This is a genomic window from Amycolatopsis sp. NPDC051903 (assembly GCF_044452505.1).
GTDB lineage: Bacteria > Actinomycetota > Actinomycetes > Mycobacteriales > Pseudonocardiaceae > Amycolatopsis.
The window spans coordinates 143,902-160,273 of record NZ_JBITBT010000001.1 but is presented as its reverse complement, the minus strand read 5'-3'; the positions used below and the strand labels follow the sequence as shown (position 1 = coordinate 160,273).

At 70.0% G+C, this 16,372-nt stretch carries 16 protein-coding genes and 3 tRNA genes; 8 read left to right on the top strand and 11 right to left on the bottom strand.

Translation table 11 applies throughout. The annotated features are described in order from the left end of the window. Positions 1 to 46 precede the first annotated feature (46 nt). Both ACIA77_RS00825 and ACIA77_RS00820 read left to right on the top strand, forming a co-directional pair. Positions 47 to 688 carry a rhomboid-like protein gene (locus ACIA77_RS00825; RefSeq protein WP_395883674.1) on the top strand — a complete coding sequence of 214 codons (642 nt, stop codon included), beginning with the start codon at positions 47 to 49 and terminating at the stop codon, positions 686 to 688. Positions 689 to 812: 124 nt separating this feature from the next. Beyond that, a complete protein-coding gene (locus tag ACIA77_RS00820) occupies positions 813 to 3,215 on the top strand; it encodes an EAL domain-containing protein (RefSeq protein ID WP_395883673.1) in 2,403 nt (800 codons plus the stop codon). A 16-nt stretch (positions 3,216 to 3,231) separates the two neighbouring features. On the opposite strand, the gene ACIA77_RS00815 is transcribed toward ACIA77_RS00820, so the two are convergent. The 9 genes from ACIA77_RS00815 to ACIA77_RS00775 all read right to left on the bottom strand — a co-directional run bounded on the left by ACIA77_RS00815 (position 3,232) and on the right by ACIA77_RS00775 (position 7,696). Continuing rightward, a complete protein-coding gene (locus ACIA77_RS00815) occupies positions 3,232 to 4,032 on the bottom strand; it encodes an arylamine N-acetyltransferase (protein WP_395883672.1) in 801 nt (266 codons plus the stop codon). 43 nt (positions 4,033 to 4,075) lie between these two features. Next, positions 4,076 to 4,420, bottom strand: coding sequence for a YciI family protein (locus tag ACIA77_RS00810; protein WP_395883671.1), 345 nt, complete (start codon positions 4,418 to 4,420; stop codon positions 4,076 to 4,078). Positions 4,421 to 4,521: 101 nt separating this feature from the next. Beyond that, positions 4,522 to 5,190, bottom strand: a complete 669-nt coding sequence (locus ACIA77_RS00805; protein WP_395884303.1) for a class I SAM-dependent methyltransferase — start codon at positions 5,188 to 5,190, stop codon at positions 4,522 to 4,524. An 83-nt stretch (positions 5,191 to 5,273) separates the two neighbouring features. After that, positions 5,274 to 5,735, bottom strand: a complete 462-nt coding sequence (locus ACIA77_RS00800; protein WP_395883670.1) for a hypothetical protein — start codon at positions 5,733 to 5,735, stop codon at positions 5,274 to 5,276. A 457-nt stretch (positions 5,736 to 6,192) separates the two neighbouring features. After that, positions 6,193 to 6,269 (bottom strand) — tRNA-Phe (locus ACIA77_RS00795). A 31-nt stretch (positions 6,270 to 6,300) separates the two neighbouring features. Beyond that, positions 6,301 to 6,374: transfer RNA gene (locus tag ACIA77_RS00790), tRNA-Asp, on the bottom strand. A gap of 15 nt (positions 6,375 to 6,389) precedes the next feature. Continuing rightward, positions 6,390 to 6,462: transfer RNA gene (locus tag ACIA77_RS00785), tRNA-Glu, on the bottom strand. A gap of 117 nt (positions 6,463 to 6,579) precedes the next feature. Continuing rightward, complete coding sequence (locus ACIA77_RS00780; RefSeq protein ID WP_395883669.1) at positions 6,580 to 7,341, bottom strand: hypothetical protein; 762 nt, start codon at positions 7,339 to 7,341, stop codon at positions 6,580 to 6,582. Positions 7,342 to 7,444: 103 nt separating this feature from the next. Next, positions 7,445 to 7,696, bottom strand: a complete 252-nt coding sequence (locus tag ACIA77_RS00775; RefSeq protein ID WP_204091923.1) for a hypothetical protein — start codon at positions 7,694 to 7,696, stop codon at positions 7,445 to 7,447. Between the two features lie 485 nt (positions 7,697 to 8,181). Here ACIA77_RS00775 and ACIA77_RS00770 point away from each other — a divergent pair, with 485 nt between their 5' ends. Next, positions 8,182 to 8,601, top strand: a complete 420-nt coding sequence (locus ACIA77_RS00770; RefSeq protein ID WP_395883668.1) for a hypothetical protein — start codon at positions 8,182 to 8,184, stop codon at positions 8,599 to 8,601. Positions 8,602 to 9,755: 1,154 nt separating this feature from the next. Here the strand turns inward: ACIA77_RS00770 and ACIA77_RS00765 are convergent. Next, a complete protein-coding gene (locus ACIA77_RS00765; protein ID WP_003097368.1) occupies positions 9,756 to 9,959 on the bottom strand; it encodes a cold-shock protein in 204 nt (67 codons plus the stop codon). Between the two features lie 470 nt (positions 9,960 to 10,429). On the opposite strand from ACIA77_RS00765, the gene ACIA77_RS00760 reads away from it, so the two are divergent. The 5 genes from ACIA77_RS00760 to ACIA77_RS00740 all read left to right on the top strand — a co-directional run bounded on the left by ACIA77_RS00760 (position 10,430) and on the right by ACIA77_RS00740 (position 14,888). Next, complete coding sequence (locus ACIA77_RS00760; protein WP_395883667.1) at positions 10,430 to 11,632, top strand: Ig-like domain-containing protein; 1,203 nt, start codon at positions 10,430 to 10,432, stop codon at positions 11,630 to 11,632. 174 nt (positions 11,633 to 11,806) lie between these two features. Beyond that, positions 11,807 to 12,130 (top strand): hypothetical protein, encoded by a 324-nt coding sequence (locus ACIA77_RS00755; protein ID WP_395883666.1) that lies wholly within the window; start codon positions 11,807 to 11,809, stop codon positions 12,128 to 12,130. An 8-nt stretch (positions 12,131 to 12,138) separates the two neighbouring features. Next, positions 12,139 to 12,684 carry a SigE family RNA polymerase sigma factor gene (locus tag ACIA77_RS00750; RefSeq protein WP_395883665.1) on the top strand — a complete coding sequence of 182 codons (546 nt, stop codon included), beginning with the start codon at positions 12,139 to 12,141 and terminating at the stop codon, positions 12,682 to 12,684. Positions 12,685 to 12,688: 4 nt separating this feature from the next. Next, positions 12,689 to 13,162, top strand: a complete 474-nt coding sequence (locus tag ACIA77_RS00745; RefSeq protein WP_395883664.1) for a hypothetical protein — start codon at positions 12,689 to 12,691, stop codon at positions 13,160 to 13,162. Positions 13,163 to 14,765: 1,603 nt separating this feature from the next. Then, positions 14,766 to 14,888, top strand: a complete 123-nt coding sequence (locus ACIA77_RS00740; protein WP_395883662.1) for a hypothetical protein — start codon at positions 14,766 to 14,768, stop codon at positions 14,886 to 14,888. A 107-nt stretch (positions 14,889 to 14,995) separates the two neighbouring features. Here ACIA77_RS00740 and ACIA77_RS00735 read toward each other — a convergent pair whose 3' ends face one another. Then, positions 14,996 to 16,354, bottom strand: a complete 1,359-nt coding sequence (locus tag ACIA77_RS00735) for an MFS transporter (RefSeq protein WP_395883661.1) — start codon at positions 16,352 to 16,354, stop codon at positions 14,996 to 14,998. Positions 16,355 to 16,372: the final 18 nt, after the last annotated feature.

Sequence of the window (16,372 nt, the reverse complement as noted above, 5' to 3'; positions counted from 1 at the left end):
CGTGGAGACCGGCGCTCCCACCCGGGTGAGGCTGACCTGGCGCACCGTGGCCCGCAGCGCCGTGCGGGCCTTGCCGAACCCGAAGACCACGCCGTTCACGTTCGGTTACCTCGTGGTCCTGCTCGGCACCACTCTCGTGCTCCGCTTCGCCGACCCCGTCGTCACGGCGAAGCTGCTGCAGCTGTCGAGCACCGACGCCCACAACCTGTGGCGCCGTCCGCTCACGTCGCTGCTCACCAGCGCCCTCTGGCTCGCCGACGGCGGCTGGCTGGTCTACGCGATCATCTTCGCCATCGCGATCGCGCCGTTGGAGCGCCGGTTCGGCCCCGGCCGCACGGCGCTGGTCTTCTTCTCCGGCCACGTGCTGGCCACCCTCGTCACCGAGGTGCCCGTGATGGCGCTGATCAGCGGCGGCCTGCTCCCGATGACCGCCGGCCGCTGGCTCGACATCGGCGTGAGCTACGGCTTCTTCACCACGCTCGGCGCCCTCGTCTTCCTGCTGCGCGGCCGGGCGCGGATCGTCGCGCTGGTCGGCGTCGAGCTGTTCATCGCCACGATTTGGGTGTCCGATTCGCCGGAATCACTCGATTCCGTGGTCACGGTGCTCGGCCACTTGTGCGCGGCCCACTTCGGCTTCTTCTACTGGGGTCCGCGGTTGACCCGGCCGCCGGCACCGGCACCGGCCTAGGGATTTCGCGGAGGCCGAGCCCCGCGGCACGTGATATACGAAGGTTCCCCGGTGCATATACAGAGAGATCCGTCGGTGGTGTAATCGACGGGCCATACGCCGACACGGGGGGACCGGACGCACTATGGAGGCCGACGCCCTAGCCGGCGGGCCGGCGGACGACGCCGGAACCGTCGCCTGGCGCGCCCAGCTCGCGCGCCCGCCCCGCGCTTCCACCGCGGGCCCGGTCGGCGTTCCCGGAGACCTCGCCGAACTGGCCGACCGCTACCGCGTGCTCGTGGACTTGAGCACCGACGCCGCCTGCGTGCACGAAGGCGGCGTGCTCACCTACGCCAACCGCGCGGCGCTCGACCTGCTCGGCGCGCGCTCGGCCGCCGAGGTCGTCGGCCGGTCGGTCACCGATTTCGTCGTGGTGGACCACGACCGCGTGGCCGAGCCGGGCAGCGGCGTCGCGGCCGTGGTGAAACGCGTGGACGGCAGCAAGTTCGTGGTCGAGACCCTTTCGGTGCGCACCGGCGACGTGGTGCAGGTCCTGATCCGCGACGCGGGCGCGGCCACCGCGCTGAAATCGCAGGCCGCCGTGGTCTCGCACGTCAGCGACGCGATCGTCGCCACCACGCTCGACGGCGTCGTGACCAGCTGGAACCCGGCGGCCGAAACCGTCTACGGGTGGCCGGCCGGGGAGGCCGTCGGCCGGCCGGCGCGGGAGGTGCTCGGGGCCGACCTGGACCCCGGCGAGGTCCGGCGGGCGGGCGGGGTCGTGCGGCAGACGCACCACCACCGCGGGGGCGCCGCCCTGTTGATCCGGGTTTCCGCAGCTGAGATGAATGACGGCTACGTGCTCGTCTGCGCTGACGAAACCGCGCGCCGCCGCGCGGAGCAGCACTACCGCACGGTGGTCGCGGCGCTCGACGAAGGTGTGCTGGTCGTGGGCCCGGACGGCCTGATCGAGTCGGTGAACCCGGCCGCGAGCCGCATCCTCGGCGCGGCCCCGGAAGACCTCATCGGCGTGCCGTGCACCACGCTCGTGCTGTTCGACGAATCGGGCCACCGCATCCCGGAAGACGAACTGCCCTCGATCTCCACGCGCCGCACCGGGATCCCGCAGAACGGCCTCGTCCTGCGCCTGCGCCGGCCCGACGGCCGCGACGTCTGGGTCTCGCTCACCTCCCGGCTGCTCAACACCGAAGACCCGGCCGGCGTCTCCGTGGTCACGTCGTTCACCGACATCACCGAGCGCCGCGCGATCAGCGCCCGCCTGGCCCACGACGCGACCCACGACCCGCTGACGCGCCTGGCCAACCGCACGCTCGTGCTCGACCGGCTCGACCGCCGCGGGCGCACCAAGCCGACCACGGTGCTGTTCCTCGACCTCGACAAGTTCAAGGTCATCAACGACTCCCTCGGCCACTCCGTCGGCGACCAGGTGCTGCGGATCGTCGGCGAACGGCTGCGGCGCGCCACCGCGTCGACCGACGTCGTGGGCCGCTTCGGCGGCGACGAGTTCGTGGTCGTCACCCGCGCCACCACGGGCGAGGCCGAGGTGCGGGCGCTCGCCGGGCACCTGCGCTCGGTGCTCGCGGAGCCGATTTCGGTGCACGGGCGCGAACTGCACGTGGACGCGAGCATCGGCATCGTGCTCGTGGGCCCGGGCGACCAGCGCAGCGCTGAAGACCTGCTGCGCGACGCGGATGTCGCGATGTACCAAGCGAAAGCGCTCGGCCGCGGCCGTTACGAGTTCTTCGACGTCGCCCTGCGCGAACGCATGCAGCGGCGGCTGCGCATGGAACAGGACCTGCGCAACGCCGTCCACAGTGGACAGCTGTGGCCCGCGTACCAGCCGGTGGTCGACCTGCACAGCGGCGAAATGGTGGGCGTGGAAGCGTTGCTGCGCTGGACGCACCCGAAACACGGCGCGATCTCGCCCGGCGAGTTCATCCCGCTGGCCGAGGAGAGCGAGCTGATCAACGAGCTCGGCAAGCTCGTGCTCCGCGACACCACCCGGGAGGTCGCGCAGCAGCGCGCGGCGAGTGGACTGGACCTGTCGCTGAAAGTGAACCTCTCCGTGCGGCAGCTGGAAGACCCGCAGCTGGTGCCCGCGGTCCGCGACGCCCTCGCGACCACGGGCCTGCCGCCCGGCGCGTTGTGCCTGGAGGTGACGGAGAGCGCGCTGATGCGCGACGAAACCGCCGCCGGAGAAGTACTGGCAGCCCTGCGTTCCCTGGGCGTGCTCCTGGCGATCGACGACTTCGGCACGGGCTACTCGTCCCTCGCCCAACTGCGCCGGCTGACCCTCGACACCCTCAAGATCGACCGCTCCTTCATCACGGGCATCGCCGAGTCCCGCGACGCGGCCGCGATCGTCGCGAGCATCATCGCCATGGCGCACGCGGTCGGCCTCACGGTCGTCGCCGAGGGCGTCGAATCGGCCGAAGAGCTGTCCCTGCTGCGCGAACTCGGCTGCGACCAGGCTCAGGGCTACCACCTGGGCCGCCCCGTGCCCGCGGCGGAGCTGTTCGGCCGGTAACCCCGGAGCCCGGTTCTCAGTACACGTCGAGCAGCGCGTCGAGTTCGCCGCGCGTGAGGTCGATGTCCAAGTCCTGCAAAGTTTTCTCGAGGTCGGCGGGTTCGATCACCCTGGTTTCGCTGCTGCCGTCCGGACGCTCTTCGGTGAGTTCGCGCCCGAGCAGACGCCGGAAGCGGCCCGGTTCGAGCCGCATGATCACCAGCCGCCCGGTGAACGGCGAGTTCGGGTGCGTGGACGTGTAGTGGTGGTACACCTCGTAGTCGATCGGTTCGCTGTGGACCTTCGGGAGGAACTCGTGCAGGTCGTCCCAGCCGTCGGCGGTCTGTTTCTGCAGCAGCCACCACCCGTCGCGTTCGAAGAGCCGGTGCGGCCAGCCGGCCTGGTCCACCACGGCGCCGTCGGCGAGCGGCATCGGCACCAGGATCCCGGCGCCGAACCCGACGTCGACGAGGTGGCGCACACCGTCGACGGTCACGATCAGGTTCATGTGCGTGTACGGCCCGCCGCGCCGCGGCTGCACCCGCGCGACCGTCCGCTGCACCTCGTACCCCAGCCGCTCGGCAACGGCGGCGAAGAGGCCGGCCTGCTCGTAGCAGTAGCCCCCGCGCCGCCGTCCGACGAGCTTTTCGCTCACCACGTCGAGCCCGATCCCCCGGTGCCGCTTGAGCACGACGTCCACGTTCTCGAACGGGATCGTCTCCACGTGCGCCCTGGCCAGCGCCGCCAGCGCGGCGGCCGAAGGGGTTTCCTCCGGCCGCCCCACCCGTTGCAGGTACGCGGTGACGTCCACCGCGTCGATGTGCCACACCCCGGTCATGGTTCCCAGGGTGCGACCTCGACCAAGGTGGAGGTCAAGGCCGTCAGGCCTCGAACACGATCGGCCGCACCTCGACCGCGGTGTACTTCGCGTCCGGGATCTCGGCGGCGAGCTCCACGGCGCGGGCCTCGTTCTCGACGTCCACCACGTAGTAGCCGCAGAAGAACGTCTGGCCCTGGCTGGCCAGCCCCTGCTCGCTGCTGGGCTTCCCGTCGCGCACCCGCACGGTCTTGCTGCTCGCCGGCTCCCCGAACGCCTGCGTCCCGACGATCTCGGCGGCGTTGCGCTTGAGGAACGCGCCGTGCCCGTCGCCGATCTCCTGCTTGGCGGCCTCCGAAAGCGTCTCCCACAGGGCGGGGTCGAGGTGGAGGGTGAGTGCGTACTTCATGGTTGCTCCTTCGTCCGTTGGTGCCGGTTTCGCGAAGAAGTCGGAGCGGGCGCGGACTTCCGGACACGCCCTGGCGGCCGATTTCGGCCGATCGGGCCGCCTTACGCCCGGCTGGTGATCAACCGGAACCCCACGTCGATCTCCTGCTGTTCCAGGAGGTCGGCGTGGTTCCGGTGCCAGGTGCCGTCCGCGAGGTCCCGCCGCAACTTCGTGATCCCGCGCCGGACGGCCTCCGGGTCGGTCTGCGCGAACGCGGAGGAGTTCCGCCGCACCCGCTCGTCGAGGTACGCCTCCGGCCTGCGCCAATACGCCGGGAACACGCCGTCGGTGAAATCCCACGGCACGGGCAGCACTTCGACGCGGTCCGCGCCGAGCTCCTCGGCGATCTCGTCCGCCCCCGGCCGCCCGCGCTCCAGCCCGGCGATCTCCGGCACGTACTCCCGCGTCACCCAGAACTCGACGTGCTTGCGCGGGTCGTACGCGAGCACGACCTGCCTGCTCGATATCCGCCGCAGCTCTGCGAGCCCGCGCCGCCAGTCCGTCCAGTGGTGCACGGTCAGCACGGCCAGCGCCACCTCCGCCGCGTTGTCCCTGACCGGCAACCGCTCCGCGACGGCCTGCACCGCCGGCGGCCTCGCGGCGCGCTGCCCGATCATCTCGAGCGACGGTTCGACCGCCAGCACCGTCCCGCGCGGCTCGTACGACCCCGTGCCCGCCCCGACGTCCACCACGACGCCGGCGCTTCCGACGGCTTCGGTGATGCGCGCCATCCAGCGGGGATCCGTGCGCCGGCCGCGCGAGTAGCCGCGGCCGATTTCGTCGTAGACGGGCCTCAGCCGGCCGGCGGTGGGCTTCAGCTCTCTTCCCGCTGCCGCCACGCCGCGACCTTCCGCTCGTGCCGGCTGTCGAAGTGCGCGTCGCGGCGGGCTTGCCACGGGGACATCTCCAGGCGGCGCAGGACGTGGAGTTCGTCGGCCGCCTTGCGGACCTCGAAGCCGGCCTCCGTCAGGATCGTGGCCATCGCGTCGTGCATCGCGGTGTGGATCGTGGTGCGCAGGTGGGTGAACGCGGCGAGCTCCGCGCCCTTGCCGAACGGGTCGTCGCCCCAGGCGTCGTGGGCCGCGTCGCGGAGGATCGCGTGGGTTTCCCAGGCGACGGTGACGCAGCTGTCCGCCGCGTCGATCGCCACCTGCGCGCCCGCCGTACCCGGCGGCGGATCCTCCGGCGTCACCGGCAGACCGGCGGCCGCCAGCTCGGACCTGACCTGGTGGGCGATGCTCCGCAACGACAGGTGGCTGAAGTCTTCAGGCGCCATACCGCCCATCCTCCCCCGCGATCGGCGATGACGAACGCCCTCATCAGCACGAGGTGAGGCCCGAGCACGCCGCGTCTGTGACCCGCCGTGCTCCCGGGGAGGGTTGTCATGAGGGCCGTGAACGTCGGCGGTTGAGACCCGCTTCGAGAACCCTCTGAGCACCCGCCGGACTGGCGGGGTCGCACCGCTGCGGCTACCGCAGAGGAAAGGCTGCCTGATCCGTCCGCGACAACGGCAACCCCACGGTCACACCCACTCGCCCAGCGCAGTGAGCATGTGCGAGCAGTAGAACGGCTCCCGACCTGCACCGGTTCGGGCAGGTCGAGGCTCGGGAGGAGGTGGCCGATCAGCTGAACAAGTACTTCTGGAGGGATGCGGCGTGAGACCCGTTGAGACCCTGGATACGAAACGGGCCCCCACCCGGTCGGGTTGGGGGCCTGTTTTCGCAGGTAAACCGTGGTGGCCAGGGCCGGGGTCGAACCGGCGACCTTCCGCTTTTCAGGCGGACGCTCGTACCAACTGAGCTACCTGGCCGGGAACGCCGGCTAGGAGCCGAACGATCTTGCGACCCTGACGGGACTCGAACCCGCGACCTTCGCCGTGACAGGGCGACGCGCTAACCAACTGCGCCACAGGGCCTTGCTTGGTACTGCGTACTCCCAACGGGATTCGAACCCGCGTTGCCGCCTTGAAAGGGCGGAGTCCTAGGCCACTGAACGATGGGAGCCCAGCCGGTTTCGGCGAACCGACCGACCGCGCTCTCAGGTTCCCCCGGGAGCGATTACAAGCATAGGGCACGCCACCAGGCCCCTGCACCGGGGGGTGACTAACACCCTCGCACGGGTCAGGACCTGCGAGAACGGCCCAACGAAGCCAGCCTACGCGCCAGATCGTCGATCTCGACTGAAGACAGGGCCGCGGCGAGGAGCTCGTCGACGCGGGTGTCGGTGAGGGTTTCGGCGGTCTGCCACCGTTCCGCGGCGTCCGGGCGAGCCGCGGCGATGAGGGCGTCGGCGTCCTCGGCCGACCACGCCGTGCGCAGGAGCCGGCCGCGGCCGCCCTCTGGGTCGACGATGACGGCGTCGGGCACGGAGAGCCCCGAGGCGCGCAGCGCGGCGAAGTGGAGGCCGCCGCGGAGTTCGCGGAAGAGCATGAGGGCGAAGCCGAGACGTTCGACGTCACCGGTGGGCGTCGGGACCGCTCGCCAGCCGGCGAAGAGCACCAATCCGCTCGCGTCGGCGGCGTTCGTCACGCGCAGTAGCAAATCGGCGAGCTCGGCCGGCGACTCGACGTCCACGAGGTGGTTCCGCGACCACCGCGCGAGGCCCTCGACGTACGCGCGCACGGACCCCGGCGCGTCGAGCACCGCCGAGGCCGCCGGGAGCGTCAGCTCGAACAGCCACTTCGGGAAGATCCCGAACACCTCCGCCGCCACGACCGGCGGCACGTCGCCGAGCACCGCCGAGCGGCCGCGCACGTACAACGTCCGCTCCGGCAGCCCGGCCGCCGCTTCGACCTCGGCCAGCTCAGACGAAGTCATGAACGCCCCGCCCACCGTCTGCACCACACCGCGGATGTCCCGCGCGGTTCCCGTTCCCAGTTTCATGACAGCAAACATAACACTGTTACCAAACGTGCGCCAAGGAACTTCCGCAGAAAACGAGGGCCGGCCGCGCTCAGGCGCGACCGGTCCCGTCACGTTCAGGAGTTCAGCGCTGCACGGGCGCCTGACCGCTCTCGTCGAGGTCCAGCCCCAGCATCTCGAGCAGCTGGGTGCAGTCTTCGACCCCGAGGGCCCCGTTCGCGACCGCGAGGCGCGCTCGGCGCACTTGGTCGTCGGAAACGCGCTGGGCGTCGTTGGCCCCGCGCTGCGCCGGCACACCGCCGGCCAGCGACGTACTGCCTCCATCGGCACCTTCGTACCGAAGGAGGAACTGTCGAACTTCCACAGAACCGCTCATGGCCCCTCCGCCCGGTTCGGAACAACTGGCCGCGAGGCTAACCAGAGCCGAGCGCAACGGGCAGCCCCCCGGAGAGTGAACCTGGGAACACTCTCCGCACAACCCACAGCAATCGTGCAATGCATTCACGAGGTGGTGAATGTGAACCGGAGACGGGATTTCTCACCGCTCCCACTCGCCGAAGCCCGGAACTCGTGCAACAATCGATGGTGCTGACACACCCCCGGTCAGCGCCTGTGGAGATCCCCTCCGACCCCCGCGTTCCTCCCCCTGGCGCGGGGGTCTCTCCATTTCTGCGGTTTCGCACAGCGACCTGGTGATTCGTTCACTTGCGCACCATGATCAACGGCATCAACCGACAGTCGTCGAACGGCGTTTGCCTGTTGGGCTGATCAGGTGGTCGAATGCGCTTATCGGGCTGCAAATTGCTTGTGTCGTGTCTCACAGTGGTTTGTTTGCCGAGACCTAACCGTTATCGTGTCCGGGTGCCTCTTCCCTCACTCGGCCGCCTCGGCAGCCGTACGAACCTCAAGGCCGATCCCCCCGGTCGGCACCGCAACGCCGCCAAGCCGGTGGGCGACGAAGTCGTCGAGGACAAGGAGCTCACCAGCTACCTCGCAGCCCTCGCCCCGGACGCCGACCCCGAAAGCACCGGCACCGGCAAGCGCTTCGGTGAAGCGCAGGTCTACCAGGTGCGGATGAACCTCATCGCGTCCCAGCAGCTCAAGGAACTCGCTGCCGAGCGCGACATCTCGCCCCAGGCCCTCGCGATGGAGTGGATCCTCGAACGGCTCTCCTGGGAGGGCCAGGCCTCCTCCGCCCAGAACCGCCGCGAGTCCGACGCACTGACCGACGAGTACTCCTTCCCTGCCGGCTCGTTCGACGGACCGCTACTCCCCCGCTGACCGCCGCTCAGCGGCTGGGTTGCCCGGTTCGCTGACACTGACCCGTAGAAGCCCCCGGCGTGTTGTCGCCGGGGGCTTCTACGTGCGCTGACAGGTGGGCGATGGGACCCGTCGCGCGGCGTTGTTGGTCGGAACGGACCGCTTGCGTGCTGGCGGCACGATTGGACCGTTCGCGCCGCACCGCGCCCGAGAGGGGACCGCTCGCCGGCCGCCACTGCTCCGAAAGAACCACGCTCACCCCGCGACTCGGCCGACCGGTGCGAACAGTCGCACCGCGTCTCGGGGCCGATCGGACCGCTCGCGCCGCCACGACCGCACGACAGGGCCGCTCGCGCCGCAGCGCGCGGCCGATCGGACCGCTCGCGCCGCCACGACCGCACGACTGGACCACTCGCGCAGGATCTCCGGACGTGACGGGACCACTCGCGCCGCGCCACGCCGCCGCACACGATCGGACCGCTGACGCCGCACCGCCGCCGATGGGACCGCTCGCGCCGCAGCAGCTGCGTGATGGAACCGTCCGCCAGGGTCGCAAGGTCGTAGCGGCGATCGACCGGTCGCGCCGCTGCCCTAACGGCGGGACCGCTCACACCAAAGCCAGCCTCACGACTGGACCACTGGTGCCACGCCGACGAGCCGAGGGGACCGGTCGCGGGAAACCACACCGCCAAGGGGACTGATCGCGCGTCGCGTCAGGTGCAGTGGGACCGCTCAGGCCCGGAACGCCACCATCGACGGGACCGCTCGCGCCAGACAGACCAGAACGATGGGACCGTTCGCGCGGAGCCACACCGCCAAAGGGATCAATTGCCCACCGCGACGCGTGCGGCGGGACCGTTCGCACCCGGACCGCCACCGCCCGCCGTGACCGTTCACGACGCGCCCGCAAATCGAAGAGCCGCCGTCACTCCGTTGGCCTAATCACCATTCCCCCACTCGCACCCCACCAGAACCAATCATCCCCCACTACTACCGAAAGTAGAACTCCGCCCATCCGCCCAAGCCGGCCGTTCTACTCACAGTAGAGCGCCCACCCGCCCTGGCAGACCCCCACGTTCCACAGAAACCTCAACCCCCACAACAAAAAGAAGAACCCCCGGCGATCGCTCGCCGGGGGTTCCCAATCAGGCCTGAGAAAACGCGCTGGGCCTGTGTCAGATCGCGCGAACCTTCTGGGCCTGCGGCCCCTTCTGACCCTGGCCGACCTCGAACTCCACTCGCTGGTTTTCTTCGAGGGTGCGGAAGCCGCGGCCCTCGATCTCCGAGTAGTGAACGAACACGTCGCCTTCGCCGCCGTCCTGCGCGATGAAGCCGAAGCCCTTCTCCGCGTTGAACCACTTCACAGTGCCTTGCGCCACCGCTGTACTCCTCGCAAAAACATCCGCTTCGAATGCCACCGAAGCGGCACCCCGGCCATCCCGGGCGGTTCCAACGAGAGGAGCGAAGAGCTGTAGGGCCCCACGGCTCGCGTCGGAAGTTCCGCGAGTGTGAAGCCACGAACACGCAAAACGACGGCCTGCTGAGCAGCCTACCGGGATCTGGCCAAATCTGAAGCCCGTGATCTCTTGGATCGGTTCACAGACCCGCACGTCACCGGAACGTCGTATCGCTGCCTACGCACCGCTGTCGGTCCTGCCGGTTAGGCTTACTGAGCGCGGCAACGCCGGAGATCGACCGACTTCGCCGGTGCACGTAACGAAGCCGGTCGAACGTTGTGCGTCACCGCCCCGCGGGCAGTGTGACATTGGTCACCATCTAATCGATCAACGTCCGGGCGCTTCGGGACGTCTGGGTGGTTGGGGTTGTCCAGGGGAGATTGGGGATCGGTGTGACTATCCGACACTTCGCGCGCCGCCGCGCCGGCATCGCGGTGCTGGGGGTCGTGGCCGCGCTGGCGCTCGGGGCGTGCAGCGGCGACCCGGCGACGGTGAGTGCGAGCGGTGCCGCCGGCGGGGGTCCCACGAAGGAGGCGCCCGTCGCGAAGCCGGCAAGCATCACGCTGGCGCCCGCCGCGGGCGCGAAGGACGTGTCGCCGGGTGATCCGGTGAAGGTGAGCGTCGCGGACGGCACGCTCGGCTCCGTCACGCTCACGAACCCCGACGGCAAGCAGGTGCAGGGCCAGCCGTCGGCGGACAAGAAGAGCTGGAGCACGACCGAGGACCTCGGTTACAACAAGACGTACACCTGGTCGGGCCAGGCGACGGGCAACGACGGCAAGCAGGTGCAGATCAGCGGCGCCTTCACCACCGTCAAGCCGCGGCGGCAGATGGCCGGCAGCCTGAACGTCGGCGACGGCCAGACCTACGGCATCGCGATGCCGATCGCCCTGACCTTCCCGAGCGCGGTGAAGGACAAGGCGGCCGTGGAGAAGGCGCTGTCGGTGGAGACGACGCCGAAGACCGAGGGCTCGTGGGCCTGGCTCAACGGCGACACCTCCGTGCACTGGCGGCCGAAGGAGTACTTCCAGCCGGGCACGACGGTGAAGGTCAACGCGAACATCTACGGCGTCGCGATGGGCAACGGCACCTACGGGCGCCAGGACGTCTCGGCGAGCTTCACGATCGGGCGTTCGCAGATCGTCAAGGGCAACACCCAGCAGCACCGGATGCAGGTGATCCGCGACGGCAAGCAGGTCATGGACTTCCCGGTCAGCTACGGCCTGGACTCCGACCCGGGCCGCGTCACCCACAGCGGGGTGCACGTGGTGATGTCGAAGCACGCGACGTACTCGATGAGCAACCCGCGCTACGGCTACACCGACGTCAACGTGCCGTGGGCCGTTCGGATCTCCAACAACGGCGAGTTCATCCACGGCCTCGCCGGCTCCGTCTGGGCGCAGGGCAAGAAGAACATCTCGCACGGCTGCCTGAACCTGTCTCCGGCCAACGCGAAGATCTACTACGACAGCGTGCTCCCCGGTGACCCGGTGGAGATCACGGGCAGCACGCAGACGCTGACCGCCAAGGACGGCGACTACAGCGACTGGACGTACGACTGGGCTTCGTGGAGCAAGCTCTCCGCGCTGGCCTGACGGTTTCGCGGCAGACGGCCGGGTGGTCCCGTTCGGGGCCCCCGGCCGTTTTTTCGCGGGGCGAACGGTCCCTTCGGGATCGGGAAAAAGTCGATGCAACCCGAGTGGGTGGCGACGGCATGACTACCGGCAGAAGGGGCGCCGGGGGGTGCCCGCCCGAGTCGAGGAGATGTCTTGCGTATTCGTTTCGCGTTGAGTGTGGGTGCGTTGCTGCTGGCCGGCGGCGCCGTGACGGGCGGGGCGGTGGCGTTCGCGCAGCCGGCGCCGGTTCAGGCTCCGCCTGCCGCCACCCAGCCGACGGCCCCGACGCTGCCCGCCAAGCCGCCCGCCACCGCCCTGCCGACCGCGCCGACGCTGCCCGCGCAGCGCCCGACCGAGGTCGCCCCGCCGACGGCCGTCCCGTCGCTGCCGACGCGCGCGCCGGGCCAGGTCCGCGTGCCGACCGCGATCCCCGCGGGCCCGACGGGCGAGGCGAACCTGCCGGCGATCTGGGGCTGATCGCGCAGGTGATCTCCCGCTCGCGTCCGACGTCCGGGCCGGGCTCGCCGTGGGACGGCGAGTTCGCCCGGTACTTCGGCGAGCGCGCGCACAGCCTGCGGTCGACGGCGTTCCTCCTGTGCGGCGACTGGCACCGCGCCGAGGACCTCACGCAGGCCGCGCTGCTCAAGCTGTACCTCGCCTGGCCGCGGCTGTCCCGCCGCGACAGCCTGGACGCGTACGCCCGCAAGGTCGTGCTCCGCACGTTCCTCGCCGAGAACCGCCGCAGCCGCTGGAAACGCGAGCGGCTGACGGACGATCCACCGGACGTCCCGGCCGCTTCGTCGGTGACGGACGACGAACTGGTGGTGCAGCGGGCGCTGGCTGTCCTGGCGCCCCGTCAACGCGCCGTGCTGGTGCTGCGGTACTTCGAGGACCTGTCCGTCGAGGAGACGGCCGCGGCGCTCGGCTGCAGCACCGGCACGGTGAAGAGCCAGGCCGCTCGCGGGCTGGCGACTTTGAGGGCGAAGCTGGGGCCGCACTTCGCGGCCGTGCCGATCACCGGAGGGAGGTGACGTCGTGGAGGATCCGGACGTTCGCGCACTGTTCTCCCACCCGCCCGCCGGCCCGCCGCTCTCGCTGTCCGCCTCGGACGTGATCACCCGCGGCTCCCGCATCCGGCGCCGCCGCAAACGTCTGGCGGTCGCGGGCAGCTCGATGGCGACGGCGCTGGTCCTCGTGCTGGCCGGCCTGGCGGTCGGCCACCGGGGCACCGCCGGCCCGGCCCCGGTCGAGCCGGCCGGGCCCGGGTTGTCGACGGTCGCTCCGGTGCCTTCTCCTTCCGCCGCCCCCGGTTCTTCCCTGCCCGCCGCCCCGCCTCTTCCCGAGACGACTCAGTCCGGGACGGAGACCCCGCCGCGCCGGCCGGGCCAAGCTCCCGGCGAACCGCCGCGGACGCTGCCGTCGTCGCCGCGGACGCCCTCGCACGCTCCCCCGTTGGCCACGCTGCCGACCCAAAACACCCCCGCGCCGCCCACCGCCACCACCCGCTGACGCGGCGGCCGGGGGGCCTGCCGCGCGAGTGGACCGGTGGCGCCGCGGCGGCGGCGCGGAGGGACCAGTGGTGCCTGCGGTTCGGCATGAGTGGACCGGTCGCGCCCCGCGACAGCACGAAAAAGCCGGCAGTGTCGGCGGTTCGGCGGTTCGGCGCGAGCGGACCGGTCAGGTCGCCGCCTCGGCACCAATTGACTAGGCATGACGACGCCCGGCGAAGGGGTCGATCGTGCCGGAGCACGAGTGGGCCGGTGATGCCGGCTGAGCCCGAAAGGCCCGGCCGCGCCAGCACTTCGATACCAGTGGATCAGTGAGGCCGCTGCTTCGGTACCAGCGGACCGCCCGTGTTGCCGCGGTGGTGCGAAGGGACCGGTCGTGTCTGTGTCCCGGCACGAGTGGTCCAGTCATACCGGAGCCGGTGGCGCCAGCGGACCTGTCCTGCCGGACTTTCCGCCCGAGTGGAACCAGTCGCGCCAGTGCTTCGACACGAGTGGAGCAGTCGCGACGAGGCGTCGACACGAGTGGACCAGTCGTGCCGGTGCATTGGCACGGATGGACCGATTAGGTCGGCGTTTCATCGTCTGGCCCGCCGTGCCATCGATTGGCACCAGTGGTCCAGTCGTGCCGGCGCGGCGGCACGAACGGGCCAGTCATGCCGCGGCGGTGGCACGAGGGGACCAGTCACGCCGGTGGCTCGGCACGAGTGGGCCAGTCGCGTCGGTGCTTCGGCGCAAGTGGACCGGTGGTGCCCGCAGCGGGACGGAGAAGGGGCCGTGCAACCCGAGTGGAGCGAGTGGACCGCTCGCGGCGAGCGTTGCGAGACGTCCGGTTGTTACACGCCGCCCGCGCGAGTGGACCGGTGGTGCCCGCAGCGGGACCGAGAAGGGGCCGTGCAATCCGAGTGGAGCGAGTGCACCGCTCGCGGCGAGCGTTGCGAGACGTCCGGTTGTTACACGCCGCCCGCGCGAGTGGACCGGTGGTGCCCGCCGCGGGGCCGTGAAGGAGCCGTGCAAACCGAGTGGAGCGAGTGGACCGCTCGCAGTGAGCGTTGCGAGGGGTCCGCTTGTTACGCGCCGCCCGCGCGAGTGGACCGCTGGCGCCGCCAGGGAGCTGCGAATGGTCCAGTCGCACCGCGCGAGAGCCACGAAGGGGCCGGTGGTGCCGCTCGTGTGCAGGATTGGTCCAGTCGCTGCGGGAGGGGTGCGGGTAGACCAATTCGGGCGGGAGCGCGAGTGGACCAGAAGGATCGGCGGGGCGAGAGGACCGCTCGTGCCCGGTCGTGCGAGGGGACCGTTCGCGCCCCCGCCGCGGCGGCCAACAGACCAATCCGGCAGCCCGCGGAGTGAGACGACCGGTCGTAAACCGAGCCGGACGAACGCGACGAAATTTTGGTCTGAACATCTCACTCAGTGAGGACGTTTCCCCTGTTCAGACCCCTGTTACCCCCTCGACAGGAGGGTGGCGGACGTCACCCCCGAGAGGTGGGTTTTCGGCGAAATATCCGCGGCCTTCGTGGCGATGTTCCCAGTGGCGGTCACGCGGACCGTCGACAAGTCCGTTGCTCAGCCGGCGCCGCCGGCCCGAGAACCTGAGGAGGAAGCAAATGGTGTTCGCGGCACTGATCATGGAAACCGTAGTAGCTGTTGGTATCGCCGGTGGGCTGGCGATCTGGTCGCGGAAGCGCTTCGCTCCCCGTCCGGCCGAGGTTGTCGCCGAGGTGCGCTGAGCGCAGCGAGACGAGTCAGCCGGCTGAGCCGCGCTGACCAACTGTCTACAAAGGAAACGGCCCGTCCCCTGGCAGCAGGGGACGGGCCGTTTCTCGTGGGACGAGGCTCAGCGCGTGGCGCCGGCCAGCTTGCCGCCCGAGTCGGAGGTGTCGATCTCCTCGATCGGCACCCGCGCGGTCTCCGGGATCTTGATGATCGGGATCAGCGCGATCGCGGCGGCGATGATCAGGTAGTACGCCGGCCAGTCCTTGTTGCCGGTGCTCTGGATCAGGGCCGTCACGACGACACCACAGGTCCCGCCGAACAGCGAGGTCGACACGTTGTAACCGATGGCGAACGAGCCGTACCGCACGCGCGTCGGGAACATCGCCGGGAAGGTCGAGCCGATCACGGCGAGCATCAGGACCAGCAGCAGCGCGACAATGCCGAACCCGACGATCAGCCACAGGATGCTGCCGGACTGCATCAGCTTGATGCACGGCCAGCTCAGCACCAGGAACCCGATCGCCGCCGTCAGCAGGAGCGGCTTGCGGCCGATCCGGTCGGACAGCCCACCCAGCGGCAGGATGATCGCCATCTGCACCAGCTCGACGCCGATGATGATCAAGGTGGACGTGTTGTCGTTGATGTGCAACGTGTCCGTGAAGTACGTCGGCATCGTCGTCAGCAGCATGTAGTCCGCGATGTTCAGCAGCAGGACGATGCCGATGAGGTTGAGGATCATCCGCCAGTTGCGGGTGAACGTCTCCTTCAGCGGCGCCTTCTCCGGCTTCTCGCCGGCCGCCTCGAGGCGCTTGAACTCCGGCGTGTCCTCGAGCCGCGACCGCAGGTACAGACCGATGAGGCCCAGCGGCAGCGCGACGAAGAACGGGATCCGCCAGCCCCACGCCTCGACCTGGTCCATCGGCAGCGACAGCGTCACCGCGAGCACGACGACGTTGCCCAGCACGTAGCCGCTCAGCGTCCCGAACTCGAGGAAGGACCCGAAGAAACCACGGCGTTTCGTCGGTGCGTACTCGGCGATGAACGTTGCCGCGCCGCCGTACTCACCACCCGTGGAGAAGCCCTGGATCAAGCGCAGCAACAGGATCGCGATCGGCGCGCCGATGCCCATGCTGTAGCTGCCCGCGTACGTCGGGAGCACGCCCACCAGGAAGGTGCAGCCCGACATCAGCAGGATCGTGATCGCGAGGACCTTCTGGCGCCCCAGTTTGTCGCCCAGTGGACCGAAGAACGCTCCGCCGAACGGCCGCACGACGAACCCGACCGCGACCAGCGCGAGCGACTTCAGCACAGCGTTGCCCTCGCCGGGGAAGAACACCGTGCCGATGCTCGTCGCGATCGCACCCGACGTGAAGACGCCGTAGTCGTACCACTCGGTCGCGTTACCCATTGCGGAGGCCCAGACCGCTCGTTTGACGGTTCTCTGGTCCACGTCCGGCTTCTTCGCCGTTGCCTCACTCATCCCCGCGACGACCTCCTC